Genomic DNA, 14283 nt, shown 5'->3' on the forward strand with positions numbered 1-14283 from the left:
CTAATCTAATCCCATTGATCAGATTCCAGACTAAAGGGAGGACTTACTCAATAGTAGAATTAGTCACCTTAATGTCAGTGTCCGCATGCATCGATATGCCTGGGTAGACAGGATACCAGGATCCACCGATGTTGTTTCGAATGATAGATTGATCGATGATAATGTTTCCTGTATGATTGTTAGTCACAAAAAAGATCGCTGAGCCATAGGCATTGACTTCATTCTCTTCAATGATTGATCCAAAAATGGATAGGGTCATTTCATTCCCATCATTGTAGATAGCACCACCACTTCCACCGCCAGGAGTATTGTCTTGAGCCGGATTGCCTCCATTGCCGACAGCAGTATTGTGTGAAAACATGGAGTTGATGATCGTCCAGGAAACGCCTATACTACTAAGTGCTCCACCGTTGGAGCCAGAATTACCAAAACCTTCTGCTCCACCAAAGGTGCTATTGACTACATATACAGGACGATCCTCAAATTGATCAAACACTCTGATGGCGCCACCTCCTAAGTCAGGCCCTGTAGAAGCACAGGTATTGTTGAAAAAGCGACTATTAACTACTTTAAGCTGACCACCACGAGCCCAAATAGCTCCACCACCGGTGTATTCCGATTCAGAACTAGAGTTGCCATTGATGAAGGTGATGTTTTGAATGGTCACTTTAGGGTATTCCTGATCATTGCAGTGTGATGTGGTCCAGGTAAGGCTCTGATCACACGTGTTCATGTATAGTATTCGTCTTTTACCATCACCACTGAGTGTGATAAGTCCACCACCATCTATCACCACCTCATCGGTGGCATCGTTGTATATTTTAGCTGTTTCTGGTAAGGTGATCGTTAGGGGTTCAGCTCCACAATTAAATACTATTTTGCCTCCTTTGGAAATGGCATCAATGACCAGTTGACCAGTGCAGATCTCAGGGGTACCATCACCAATTACTTGATCTGGATTAGTTACATCTTCAGGCCGTGCTGCGGAAGGTATGGAATAGTTGCCATCTGGATTACCTGCTACAGGCCCATCTTCCGGATTTTCTAATAAGTTGATTACTTCGGTATCATTATCATCCTTTTTACAACCTGAAAAAGGAAATATCAAAGAGGAAGTAATTATGATGAGTAAGAGTCTGCTAGTTAGTGACATAGGAGCCTGGAGGGAGTGTGTTTTCCTGATGTAAACTAGCTTAACATTGCCTTAAATAAAAAAAAATCTCAACCATAACGGTTGAGATTTTAACTTCTTTTTATGCTTTCTTGATTAAGCTAATTGCTTGTCGATTTTCTCGCTCAATGCCGTTTTTGGCACCGCACCAATTTGCTTATCTACTACTTCTCCGTTTTTGAATACCAACAATGTTGGGATAGAACGGATACCAAATTTTGCAGAAACTTCTGGGTTAGAATCAACATCTACCTTGCCGATTACCGCTTTGCCGTCATAGTCTGCAGCAAGCTCCTCAACAACTGGGCCTATCATTTTACATGGTCCGCACCACTCAGCCCAAAAATCTACTAGTACGGGTTTATCTGTGTTGATTACTTCTTCGAAGTTCTGATCGGTTAATTCTAATGGTTTTGCCATTTTGTATATCAGTTTATGTATTCAGTCTATGAGATAACGGCAAAGATAGATTTTTTGTTGATGCTATTTCCGACAAACTCTTGATTTGTTAGCTGTCTGACAATTAGCTCATAACTTAAAATTATCAAGCTGTTATTACTCTGTAATTTATCCCGTCTAGCTGATCGAGATGTTTCAAGAAATCATCTTCTAGACCAATGGTCATTTTCCTACTGGACATTTCCAATGCAATTGGCCGATCCTCGTAGATTCCAGTGATGCTCACTTTCAGTTGACAGCTCCCAGGATATTTCTTAGTATAACTCTCCAGATCATTTACCAACATGCGTGTGACGTCTGCTAGGTGCATTTGTAACTCTATTCCTTTCGCCATTTTATCACGAATTTCACCCAAAGGCTCCATTTGCATGATTTTAAGCTCCAGATCTACTCCATTCCATCTAGGTTGTACCATGCCGACCACATACATGAACCACCCTGTTTCTAGCAATGGCTTGAAGTTGATGTAGTCAGGTCCAAACAGGAAGAAGGAATAACTATCGTTAAAATCCTCTAAGGTGAATTGACCGAAAGGCTTACCTTTTTTCGTGGTTCTATGAGCCACACTGGTGATGATTCCTCCAAAGCGCAATTCCCGACCCTTAATAGCTTCTAAATCTTTAAGGTCTGAAACTGTACAATTCGTCAGGTAATTCATTTCAAACTTGTATTGATCCAGAGGATGACCTGTGATGTACAGACCTACCATTTCTTTCTCAATATTCAGCTTTTCGATATCTCCATAAGGCTCTATTCGGCCAATTTTAGGACGCATGACCACAGTAGAATCACCTTCACCACCGCCACCAAAGAGAGAAACCTGATTGCTTTCTTCTTCTTGTTGCATCTTGTTGGCGTAGCGAATTGCTTTTTCTACTACTGTAGACCCTTCATCATCTGGATCGATGTATTGACGTCTATGGAATTCTTCAAAACAGTCAAATCCACCAGCCTTCGCTAAACTTTCGAAGGACTTTTTGTTAACCGCTCTAAGATTAACTCTTGACGCAAAATCAAAAATGTCTTTGAACGGTCCATTTTCTTTACGCTCCTCGATAATAGCTTGTACTGCAGATTCACCAGTACCTTTAATTGCACCGAGTCCGAAACGAATTTCTCCTTCAGCATTCACCTCGAAATTCATTCCTGATTCGTTCACGTGTGGTCCCAATACTTTGATGCCCAAACTCTTACATTCCTCCATGAAGAAGCTGACCTTCTCAATGTTGGACTGGTTGTGGGTAAGCACTGAGGCCATGTATTCCGCAGGGTAGTTGGCTTTCAGATACCCTGTGTGGTAAGCTACTACAGAATAACATGTACTGTGTGATTTGTTGAAAGCGTAGGCTGCGAATGCTTCCCAGTCTTTCCAAATCTTTTCTAGTTTGTCCTGTGCATGGCCTTTTTCCTTTGCTTGCTCTACAAACTTCGGCTTCATCTTATCAAGAACGGCACGCTGCTTCTTACCCATGGCCTTACGTAATACGTCGGCCTCACCTTTGGTAAATCCTGCAAGCTTCTGTGAAAGAAGCATTACTTGCTCCTGATATACCGTAATACCGTAGGTTTCTGCAAGGTACTCCTCCATGTCAGCCAAATCGTAGACGATCTCGGCTTTACCGTGCTTACGGTTGATGAAGTCTGGAATGTATTCCATCGGCCCTGGACGGTACAAGGCGTTCATGGCAATAAGGTCTTCCAGCTTATCGGGTTTCAGTGCGCGCAAGTGCTTCTGCATACCTGGAGACTCAAACTGGAACGTTCCGTTCGTTTCTCCTCGCTGGTATAGGTCATAGGTCACTTTATCATCTAAAGGAACCTTGTCAATGTCAATTTCAATGCCATGTCGTTTTCTGACATTATCAATAGCTGTTTTAATAATGGATAGGGTTTTAAGACCCAAAAAGTCCATTTTCAACATCCCAGCGGACTCTACTACACTGTTGTCAAACTGTGTAACATAAAGGTCAGAGTCTTTGGCTTTAGAAAGCGGAACGAACTTCGTCAGGTCATCGGGTGTGATGATTACACCACACGCATGAACACCTGTATTTCGTACAGATCCTTCCAAAACTACCGCCTGATTCAATACCTGAGAAGGTAAGTCTTTCCCATGGCGCATCCGTTCCAAATCAGGAACTTCTCCCCAGATTTTGGAGAATTTTGCGCCTGGTTTTTCTGGAATCAGTTTGGCGATAGCATCAGTCTCGGGTAGAGGAAGTTCCATCACACGTCCAGCATCTCGAATAGCTGATTTTGGCGCCATAGTACCGTAGGTAATGATCTGAGCTACCTGAGTAGCGCCATATTTATCTACCACGTACTTGATTACACGCTCTCGACCTTCATTGTCAAAGTCAATATCAATATCGGGAAGTGATACCCTGTCTGGATTTAGGAAACGCTCAAATAGGAGATCGTAAGCGATAGGGTCAACGTTGGTAATTCCAATACAATATGCAACCGCAGATCCTGCTGCAGATCCTCTTCCGGGTCCTACAGAAACGCCCATGTTTCGAGCTTCTGTGGTAAAATCCTGTACAATTAGGAAGTAACCTGGATATCCAGTGTTCTCGATTGTTGCTAATTCGAAATCTAACCGCTCCTTTATTTCGGGAGTGATCTCCTCGTATCGCTTTTTAGCTCCTTCGTAGGTTAAGTGACGCAAAAAGGCGTTTTCGCCTCGTTTACCACCATCTTCATCATCCAGTGGATCTTTGAATTCTTCCGGAATTTCAAAAGCAGGAAGTAATACATCACGTTCGAGCTTATATTCTTCTACCTTATCGATGAGCTCCTTGATATTCTCAATCGCCTCCGGAAGATCCGTAAAGGCTGATTTCATCTCATGCTCGCTCTTGAAGTAATAGCTTGAGTTTTTTAGTCCTGGTCTAAAGCCACGTCCACGACCAATTGGAGTACTTTGCTTTTCGTTTTCTTTGATACAAATAAGTACGTCATGTGCTTTGGACTCTTCTTCATCCAGGTAGAAGAGTTCATTGGCTGCAATGACCTTAATGTTATACTTTCTAGCAAAGCCAATTAATACTTCATTGAGGTGATTTTCTTCGTCCAGGTTGTGACGGTTGATTTCAAGATAGAAATCATCACCAAAAAGGTCTAACCACCATTGTAAGGCTTCTTCAGCTTGATGCTCACCTACGTTTAAGACTAGATTCGGGATTTCACCGGCAAGTCCACCACTGGTAGCAATTACACCTTCTTTGTATTGTTCTATGAGTGCCTTGTCAATACGTGGATAGAGGCCGTAAAGACCTTCCATGTGTCCAAGTGAACAAAGCTTGATCAGGTTATTATAACCGGTTTTGTTTTTAGCTAATAATACTTGTTGAAATCGTCTGTCTGGGTCATCTTTTGTAAACTGAAGTCTAGTACGATTTTCTGCTACATAAAACTCACAACCTACAATTGGCTTGATACCCTCTGCAAGAGCTGATCTTACAAATTTGAAGGCCCCAAACATGTTACCAAGATCCGTAAGGGCAACAGCGGGCATTTCCAAAGCCTTCGCTTTGGCTACAATGGACTCAACATTTGGCGTAGCTTGTAGAACGGAGAATTGTGAGTGAACGTGCAAATGACAGAAAGGACCATTAATCTCTTCTACAGATACTTTTCGATCAGTTAATTGACCTCCGGATTTTTCTCTAGCCCAGGCAAAGTTAGCTGCTTCCAGATCAGGAGCTTCATACTTGATCGACTTAGGATCAGTACCATCATGAGTAGGAATGATTTCCCTACGCAAACACTCCATGAAGGCTTGAGCTGTGGCATCTACGTCATAGGCAGCATCGTGGGCATCATCAAAAGGCTTGCCGAAAAGTTTCTCATACAATTCGATAAGTCGAGGCATCTTAAGACGCCCGTTACCCATTCGTATGTCACAAAATTCTTTGGTGTCAAGACCCGTATCGATGTTTGGATACCCTTCTAACAGGTTTTCTTGCTCCATTCGCAAGTATTCCGCACCGATGATCTTGTTATCAAACTCAATGTTGTGTCCAATCAGGACTTCTGCACGCCTAACATCCTCAGAGAAGATGTCTAGTACTTCTTTGAGGTCTTTACCAACTTCTAAGGCACGGTCTGTAGATATTCCGTGGACCTTCTGAGAGTTGAAGGGAATGGTAAATCCATCAGGCCTAATGATATGATTTCCTTGAGATATTAGATTTCCCTCAGGACCATGAAGCTGCCAGGCAATCTGGACAAGTCTTGGCCAGTTGTCAAAGTCAGTTAATGGAGCATTCTGATTTCTTGGTAAACCAGTAGTTTCCGTATCAAAGATTAAGTACATGCAGCGTGGTGGTTTGCTTTTCTTAACAACCAACAAAATAAAAAAAATCCCACCACCTATTCTCTTTTGAGGACGATCAATTTAGTGTATGTGGAAAACTTTTTGGTCAAAAGTCAAGGGGTGTTTATCTAATTGAAAGGCGTATTTGAATGAACAATTACATAGCTTTTGTCATCATCAATCTTAATAATGAAAATGGATTTAGAATACGATCAAAAACATTGTAAAATATATTATCATCCAGATATTCAGGCTGTTCACTTAGAATGGAATGGATTTTCTACACCGGCCCAATTCAAAGAGGCTTGTGGAAGAGCCTTGGAGTTAATTGTAGCTAAAAAGTCTAGTAAGGTTATCGCTGATAACAGAAAGTCCAGTGTAGTAAGCCAAGAGAATCAGGATTATCTAACCAATGTGTGGTTTCCTGCTGCTTTTGAAAAAGGATATAGGTCTTCAGCAATAGTTGTGGCGGAGAATGTCTTAAACCAGATGTCGGTAAAGAACATCGTTCAAAAAATGGATCAAGGAAAATTCGAGGTTCAGCATTGTCAGTCAGTAGATGAAGCAAGAGATTGGCTGGCATCAAAATAGTTAATAGGGCATCAGACTAAACTATCTGATGCTCGTATTTCTGCTCATTTACTTTAACAATCAGCTGAAATTTGATACAACAAACCCTTGTTTTTCTTCCTTAATCGATTTCGCATTTACTGATTTTTCAGTTCAGAGTTGATTCTTGTACTGGAATGATACCCACCCAATACCACTTATGCAAACCAGGTATTGATATGTTATTCATAGAGATTTTCTGGATTTTGCGATTTACTGTACTCTAAAAAACCTGCATTTAAATGTGAATTGAGCCGATATGCTCATGATATTGTTGTAAAACCGTTAGGGGATTTGAAAAATAGCTAACGGTTTATTACTATTGTACTGTTATACATAAGTAATACAGTAAAACATTATAGTCATTATGATTAAAATACAATCACTTAGGTATTCGCATAGCAAGAAAACAAAGCTGTATGAAGACCTCTCCTTTGAAATGACTCCAGGGAGTATTACAGGAGTGCTCGGTAAAAATGGTGCTGGGAAAACCACCTTGTTGAAGATTATTGTCGGAATGCTTTATCCCAAATCAGGCAAAGTGCAAGTAGGTGAATACATCCCAGCAGATCGGAAGCCGTCATTTTTAGAAGGAGTCTATTATTTGCCAGAGGAATTCTATCTGCCAGGAATTTCAGTGACTAATTATATTAAGGCCAATGCAGGTTTTTACCCAAAGTTTGATCATCAACAGATGAATAGTCATCTAGCGGAGTTTGAAATTCCGACTAATGTGAAGTTGAGTAACATGTCTTATGGTCAGAAGAAGAAGTTTCTGATTGCTTTTGCATTGGCTACCAAGTGTGATCTACTAGTTCTTGATGAACCAACAAATGGGTTGGATATTCCATCCAAGGCATTGTTCAGAAAACTAATTGCCGGTTCAATCGAAGAAAATCAGTTAGTCCTAATCTCTACTCATCAGGTGAAAGATGTCGAAAATCTGATCGATCGAATTATGATAATTGATGATGGCAATGTGGTGATGGAAAAAGAGATGTTGGACATCTCTGAGCGCTTAAGGTTTGCATCGGTGAAGGATTTGGATGGTATAAATCCATTGTATTCAGAAGTTAGTCCAGGCGGATATCGGGTGATTTTGCCTGAAGGCGATTTAGAGTCTTCTGTGGATATTGAATTATTGTTTAACGCCATTACTAAAGGCATAAAACTAGACGGGAAATGAAAACAAGTAATGTGTTTAGTACGGGTAGGTTTGGTGAACTAATTCGGCAATTTGTTTTACACAATTACCAGTCGCTTTTGATGGGAATGCTCGTAGTGTTGGGGTTATCTACAATTATTACGGGGATTTTTAAAATAATGGGAGGTGTAAGTCAGACGAGTGATAGTTTCCATTTTGCTTTATTTCTATTTGGTTATTTTATTCTGGGCGGATTTTATATCAGCTCTGCTTTTTCATCATTTAGATCAAAAGAGAAAGCATTTGGATATCTGATGACTCCAGGTTCTGTACTAGAGAAATATATTGTGGAATTTATATTCTACCCTCTACTTTTTGTTGTGTTGTATCCTGTACTTTTTATGTTAGGATACGAACTAAGTACATTCATAGCGTCGGTTATTCGGTCTAATCCATTTCAGCCATTTGATATGATCGGCTTCACAGATCAGGTTTTTTACCTTAGGGATTTTGAAATTGTGGAAGGCGAAATAAGAGAAGTTTCTAGCACAAACGTTGTTGGACTTGGCTTTTCCATCATATTCGCTATAGCGATGATGTTCTTTTTAGGTGCGGTTAGTTTTTCCAAATATCCTTTATTGAAAACGCTGTTCTTCAGTGTGGTTTATGTAGGTGTCTGTACCTGGTTAGTGTATTTTTTTATGGGATACCTGGAGTGGGGTAGGCATTTTCGGTTGACAAGTGAGGATGCATTTTTTTCACCTATTGGATCCGAAGGAGTTGATAATCTTACTAAGGTCACTTTTTTTGGTTTGTTTCTGTTGTTATTCGGAATAGTGTTTATGGTGGTTTCATTTATGAAACTCAAGGAAAAGGAGGTGTGAAATGGAGTTTGAAAGCAGTCAGAGTATTTTTTCTCAGATAGCAGAGAGTCTGTCAGAAAAGATATTAAAACAACAGTATGAAGTCGGTGAGAAAATACCGTCGGTCCGAGAATTGGCCGCTGAGGTGGGAGTAAATCCGGTAACCATTATGCGTACTTTCAATGAATTGCAATCAAAAGGCATCATTGAGAACAAACGAGGTATTGGATATTTTGTCACAGAAAAAGCAATAGATCTCATTCGAAATGAGAAAAAGGCGGTCTTTTTCGAAAAAGTGCTTCCTGATTTTATTCATCAATCTGAGCTTCTCGGCATTTCAAAAGAAGAGCTCAAGTCACACCTCAATCTCTAACTAAAAACAGAATCAAATGAAAACGAGCAATATTGTATTAACTATTTTTCTAGTAGGGTTCCTCTTTTATTGGATTGGCGTATTTGCCGAAATCAGAGTGAGAGGTGAATATATTGGCGATAGTTATGTGAGAAATAGTGAAGTGATTTGTAAGGAATCACAAGCTATTACTTTGCCTTCTTTTGAAGTCATTAATCTTAGTGGCCTCAAATTCAATGGTTTCATTGAGCTAAAAGGTGTTGGTCCATCGACTATTGAGGTTTATGCTACGGAAGAGATAAAAACTGAAGTTTACTATCGAGTGGCTAATGATACGCTGTATATCGATCGGGTAGATCCTATGCCTGTGTGTGAGTCATTTCAGTTGAGTCTGGGAACAATGAAACCATCCATTGTGATGGACTCCATGTCAGTGAATTTGATCTTTAAGGACAGCCTGGAGCAATTATCTATATCTGGACGGGCAATGAAGGTTGTGACTCAGGTATTGCCTGATTCATCACTATTTATTAAGGAAATGAAAGTTTCACTGGATTTCCAATCCGATATTTTTATGAATCAGCCTTTTATTATTGATCAGTTGACAGGGACTGTGAATAATAGCTCGAAATTTCACCTTAATTCGTGTATGCTAAAATCCGCTAATGTTGGGTTAGGAAGACGTTCATCGATCATTCGTGGAGAAACCTATATGAATCCATCCTACATGGGTGGTGTAACTTTGAGCTATCAGCAGGGGCAAGTGAATCAATGAGATAAGTAGCAAAATATAAGGCCTTAAGGATTTCCTCAAGGCCTTTTTTCGTTATTCATTTCTAAGAGAGGAAACCGGATTGGCTCTGGCAGCCTTCCAGCTTTGGATGCTCATGGTCAGCCAGGCTATTGCACAAGCAGCAATACCTGCTGCTAAGAATACCCAAACCTTAATATCGGTTCTGTAAACAAAATCATCAAGCCATGCTTTCATCGCAAAGTATGAGATAGGGGAAGCTATCAAGAAAGCAACTGCTACTAGTTTGATGAAGCTCATGGATAGTCTGTTTACGATATGTGCTACCGTAGCCCCTAGCACTTTTCGGATACCTATTTCTTTGCGTTTTTGTTCTGCAGTAAATGAGGCTAGGCCAAATAGTCCTAAACAAGCAATGAAAATTGCCAGAAAGGCAAATACTCCAAAAATCTGACCTACTTTTTGTTCGTTAGCATAGATACGGTCAAATCGCTCATCCATAAAACTGTAAGCAAAAGGTTGACCTGGAGCCATTCTATCCCATATTTCTTCGAGGTATTTAATGGTTGCTTCAGTTTCAGTAGGCTCTACTTTCAACGCAACATATCCAGTTCTTTTACCAATGTGGAAGACTAGCGGATTGATATTTGATCTAAGAGATTCGTAATGGAAGTCCTCTACTATTCCAATTACACGGTAGCTTACAGCATACATGGAGTCCTGATCTCCACCATGATTGGAAATGAAATCACCAACTTTGATATTCATCTGATTGGCAGCAGTTTGGTTAAGAATTGCCGCTGTAGAATCGGTTGGATATTCTTTCGAAAAGGCTCTTCCACCCACGATTTTCATATCCAAAGTGCTCAGATAATCGAAATCAATGTAGTGATTGCTTAGAATATGAGTTTCATTGGTATTAACGTTCTTTCCTGGATAATAAACGTTGTTATTATTCGTCGTTCCAACTGGTAGGAAAGAAGCTACAGTTGCAGCTTTTACTCTGGAATCTCTTAGTGCTTCATTTTTAAATGCTTGAACATTGTCTCTTAGAATCCATGCATCATTGATCATTAAGATCTGGTTTTTATCAAAGCCCAATTTCTTATTTTGAATATAGGAGAGCTGATTGAATACAATAGCTGTCCCAACAATCATGATGATTGAAACGGTAAACTGCATCACCACCAATACACTTCTTAACCCGCCACTTTTAAAACCTAAATTAAGTTTGCCTTTTAGGGTCTCTGCAGGTCTGAATTTGGATAGATAAAATGCAGGGTAGCTACCTGATAATAACCCAACTACTATCATGATTAAAGCTATAATAGCTAAAAATTGAGTGGAGAATAGTTGTGAGATTTGAAGGCTTTTTCCTGCTAAATCATTGAAATAGGTCATTAGCAGTGAAGTGAGGCCAAGTGCTAAAATGGTTGAGATCAAGGAAATTAACATGGCTTCAGAGATAAACTGCTTGATCAGCTGTCCTCTGAAGGCACCCATTACTTTTCTTATTCCAACTTCTTTCGCCCGATTAGCTGATCGAGCTGTGGCTAAATTCATGAAGTTGATACACGCTAAAATCAAGATGAATAATCCAATTGCAGAGAAGATATATACATATTTGATATCTCCATTAGCCTCTAATTCACCTAGTTTATCGCTGTATAAATGGATGTCTAATAGTGGAACCAGATACAAGCCAGCATAATCGCCCTGAGCTTGAAATTGTTCCATATCCAGATTCATAAATTGCTTAATTTCTGGGCCAAGTTTGGTGTCTATCAAATCTGGAAATTTAGCTGTAAGTTCTTCAGGTTGAGTTCCTTCTGAGAGTTTTAAGTACGTGTTGAAGTTAAAACTCATCCACATTTTACCTTTAGCTTCCTCACGATCCAGCATTGTTAGCATGACATTATAATGGAAGTGATTATTATCTGGAAGGTCCTTGTATACACCTGTTACTTCATAATCCTCTTTGTTGTCAAGAACAACCATCTGTCCCACAGGATCCATCTTGCCAAATATTTTGGTAGCTGTGGTTTCGTCCAATACCAGAGTTTTTGGCCTGTTTAAGCAGGTTTCTGGATCTCCATAGAGTAAGTCTACTCCCCAGAATGTGAAGAAATTGGGGTCAGAGAATACCACATTTTCTTCTTTGAAAGTCAACTCTTGCCCTTTTCGTTTGATGAACCAGTTGCCAGAAGTTCTGAACCGAAAAGCATCTTCCACTTCAGGATAGTCCGCTTTCATGGTTTCTGCGGCTGGAGCACTCATCAGCGCGGTGATGAATTCATTCCCATTGATGGATCCACTGAAATCCATTCGGTAAATGTTTTGAGAAAATGGCGATGCTTTGTCATAGCTGAATTCATCTGATACAAAAAGTGAGATGAATAAAAAGCAAGTAAGCCCGATGGATAGTCCTAGAATGTTGATAGCACTGTAGAACTTTTGCTTCCGGAGATTTCGGAAAGCAACAACTATGTAATTGCGAATCATGATTCTATTAGTTTGGTTTGAGTTGATCTTTAGGTTTCTATGCATTAGATGCAAAGAGTTGGTGACAGGTTGCATCAGTATAATACTATTTATTAAATGGTATTATGTAATGCAAGGTTGTGATTGAGAGGGATATTGTGATGAATGGTTCGAAAATGTGATGAAGGGAAATTATTGGAGATTAATTTTCTTTCAACTTAAGTTCTTCAAACTCAGGATGATTGAAAATGATTTTGTTGTAGTCCAGGATGTACTGATCGTCTTTTCCTTGCCGAATATTGACACGGTTGAACAATGGGACTTCATTGTTAAATTTCCAGTCTTCAAAATGGACACAAATGACTTCACCTTTTTTATATGGATTGGCTTGAGCAATTCCTGCCATTAGGTGAGTCTTTTTATCGAAGTACAGGCGTACTGGAAGTCCTAAATGATCGGATCCAATTATTTGCGTACATTGTTGATCAAAGAAAACAGTGTCTTCCAGTTGTTTTAAGTCGAAATATCGCTGATCGGGTTGCAGCATCATCTCATGAAATTCATGCGCTTTCAACACCGCAATGATGGCATTGGATAATGGTCCCTGATTGGTGAAATTAGTATCTAATCCAAAGCCTTTTTCTTTTGTCTTAATTAAAGCATAAAATGGATTAGGCTTGTAGTCATAGTCCTGTAAAAACAATAGGTAATCATCTGTAAACGAGGACTTTGTGATTGTTTTGTAAGATCCATCCGGACCCTGGCAATCAGCTTTTGTGATAATATTCTCTATAGTAGAAATATCACCTAAAGCCTGATGATGTTTATGTATTACATCATCAGCTGATTCTGAGCAGCTGAACAGGCCAATGGAAATAAGGATGATTAAGTTGCGCATTAAAAAGTAATGTCAAAGATAAGCTCTTCTCCGTTTCTATCAATAACAACTTTAGTTTCATCTCCCTTATAGAATGCAGATAATGCTTGCATATAGCTCATCATATCAGTAATGGTGCTATCTCCCATTTGTAAAACCACATCACCTTTTTCAAGTCCTGCTTTCTGTGCAGGTTTATCCTCACTCACTCCATCTATTTTCATTCCCTTTCCATCAAATAAATAATCAGGAACAACACCCAGAGTTACTGTAAATCGAGGGCCTTGAGTTGATTCGTCTTTTGTCTTTTGAAAAGCAAGTTTCGGCTCATTATCCAGATTGGAAATGATGTTTTCTATATGTGTAGCAATCTTCTGTATTCCATCAATATTGATCAAGTCAGCATCGTCAGTAGGTTTGTGATAATCAGAATGTTGACCAGTGAAGAAATGAAGTACTGGGATATCCTGTAGGTAAAATGAAGTGTGATCTGATGGTCCCACTCCAGATTCTTTTTTAATCACCTTCAGACCTACAGTATTAGATTGATCAATTACCTCAGACCAAACCGGTGCAGTTCCTGTGCCATGAATGGCAATTCCTTTGGCCGTATCCAATCTGCCAACCATGTCCATGTTGATCATGAAATTGGCATTTGTAAGATCTATAGTCGGGTTTTTAACGAAATAGTTTGATCCCCAAAGACCTTTCTCTTCTCCAGAGAAAGCAATGTATAGAAGGTCTGAATTGGGAGGATTCTTTTTAAAATATTGGGCAATTGCCAGCATAGCGGCTACACCACTAGCGTTATCATCAGCTCCATTATGAATTGCCGTGTCACCTCTATGAAGAGAGGAGAAGCCTCCATAGCCTAAGTGATCATAATGAGCACCAACGATAATAAGATTATCTCCAGGGTTATCCTGAAAAGCAATTACGTTTCTTCCTTCAATTCCTTTGATTGAGTCAACTGCAGACATCTTGGCTTGTTCATGAGGATTATCAGCGTCTTTCACAAAGAAAGATTGGAGGTAATCATTTGTACCCTTTGGCTCTAACCCTATAGACTTAAATCGACTCACCAAATAGGCTGCTGCCATTCGTTCTCCCTCTGTTCCCACCTCTCGGCCTTGAAGTGAATCACTTGCCAGGACTTGAATGTCGTCATAAATGGATGTAGTGGATTCAGGTTGTTGTTGACAGGATATTAAAAAAGATCCTAGTATTAAAGCTGAGATGAACCTCATAATAAAGAAGT

Annotated in this window: 11 protein-coding genes; 5 read left to right on the plus strand and 6 right to left on the minus strand. The window is 39.8% G+C overall.

Annotated features, from left to right (window positions below):
* Nucleotides 1–43: 43 nt before the first annotated feature.
* The 3 genes from NXS00_RS21925 to dnaE form a co-directional block, all read right to left on the minus strand.
* Nucleotides 44–1153 carry a hypothetical protein gene (locus NXS00_RS21925; RefSeq protein ID WP_258101425.1) on the minus strand — a complete coding sequence of 370 codons (1110 nt, stop codon included), beginning with the start codon at nucleotides 1151–1153 and terminating at the stop codon, nucleotides 44–46.
* Between the two features lie 114 nt (nucleotides 1154–1267).
* The gene (gene trxA, locus NXS00_RS21930; RefSeq protein WP_258101426.1) at nucleotides 1268–1591 is read right to left on the minus strand and encodes a thioredoxin; all 324 of its coding nucleotides are present in this window, start codon (nucleotides 1589–1591) and stop codon (nucleotides 1268–1270) included.
* A 124-nt stretch (nucleotides 1592–1715) separates the two neighbouring features.
* Complete coding sequence (dnaE, locus tag NXS00_RS21935) at nucleotides 1716–5948, minus strand: DNA polymerase III subunit alpha (protein WP_258101427.1); 4233 nt, start codon at nucleotides 5946–5948, stop codon at nucleotides 1716–1718.
* A gap of 195 nt (nucleotides 5949–6143) precedes the next feature.
* Here dnaE and NXS00_RS21940 point away from each other — a divergent pair, with 195 nt between their 5' ends.
* The 5 genes from NXS00_RS21940 (at nucleotide 6144) to NXS00_RS21960 (ending at nucleotide 9691) form a co-directional block, all read left to right on the plus strand.
* Complete coding sequence (locus tag NXS00_RS21940) at nucleotides 6144–6539, plus strand: STAS/SEC14 domain-containing protein (protein ID WP_258101428.1); 396 nt, start codon at nucleotides 6144–6146, stop codon at nucleotides 6537–6539.
* A gap of 385 nt (nucleotides 6540–6924) precedes the next feature.
* Nucleotides 6925–7743, plus strand: coding sequence for an ABC transporter ATP-binding protein (locus NXS00_RS21945; RefSeq protein ID WP_258101429.1), 819 nt, complete (start codon nucleotides 6925–6927; stop codon nucleotides 7741–7743).
* Entirely contained in the window at nucleotides 7740–8585 is an 846-nt protein-coding gene (locus NXS00_RS21950) for a hypothetical protein (protein ID WP_258101430.1), read from the plus strand. The genes NXS00_RS21945 and NXS00_RS21950 overlap by 4 nt, the downstream gene beginning before the upstream one ends.
* Before the next feature lies 1 nt (nucleotide 8586).
* Nucleotides 8587–8937 (plus strand): GntR family transcriptional regulator, encoded by a 351-nt coding sequence (locus NXS00_RS21955; protein WP_258101431.1) that lies wholly within the window; start codon nucleotides 8587–8589, stop codon nucleotides 8935–8937.
* Between the two features lie 16 nt (nucleotides 8938–8953).
* Entirely contained in the window at nucleotides 8954–9691 is a 738-nt protein-coding gene (locus NXS00_RS21960; protein WP_258101432.1) for a hypothetical protein, read from the plus strand.
* A 51-nt stretch (nucleotides 9692–9742) separates the two neighbouring features.
* On the opposite strand, the gene NXS00_RS21965 is transcribed toward NXS00_RS21960, so the two are convergent.
* The 3 genes from NXS00_RS21965 to NXS00_RS21975 all read right to left on the minus strand — a co-directional run bounded on the left by NXS00_RS21965 (nucleotide 9743) and on the right by NXS00_RS21975 (nucleotide 14272).
* Entirely contained in the window at nucleotides 9743–12169 is a 2427-nt protein-coding gene (locus NXS00_RS21965) for an ABC transporter permease (protein ID WP_258101433.1), read from the minus strand.
* A 181-nt stretch (nucleotides 12170–12350) separates the two neighbouring features.
* A complete protein-coding gene (locus tag NXS00_RS21970; RefSeq protein ID WP_258101434.1) occupies nucleotides 12351–13046 on the minus strand; it encodes a hypothetical protein in 696 nt (231 codons plus the stop codon).
* Nucleotides 13046–14272, minus strand: a complete 1227-nt coding sequence (locus NXS00_RS21975) for a M20/M25/M40 family metallo-hydrolase (RefSeq protein ID WP_258101435.1) — start codon at nucleotides 14270–14272, stop codon at nucleotides 13046–13048. Before NXS00_RS21975 ends, NXS00_RS21970 begins: the two co-directional genes overlap by 1 nt.
* Nucleotides 14273–14283: the final 11 nt, after the last annotated feature.

It is taken from the genome of Marinoscillum pacificum (assembly GCF_024714495.1).
Lineage (GTDB): Bacteria > Bacteroidota > Bacteroidia > Cytophagales > Cyclobacteriaceae > Marinoscillum > Marinoscillum pacificum.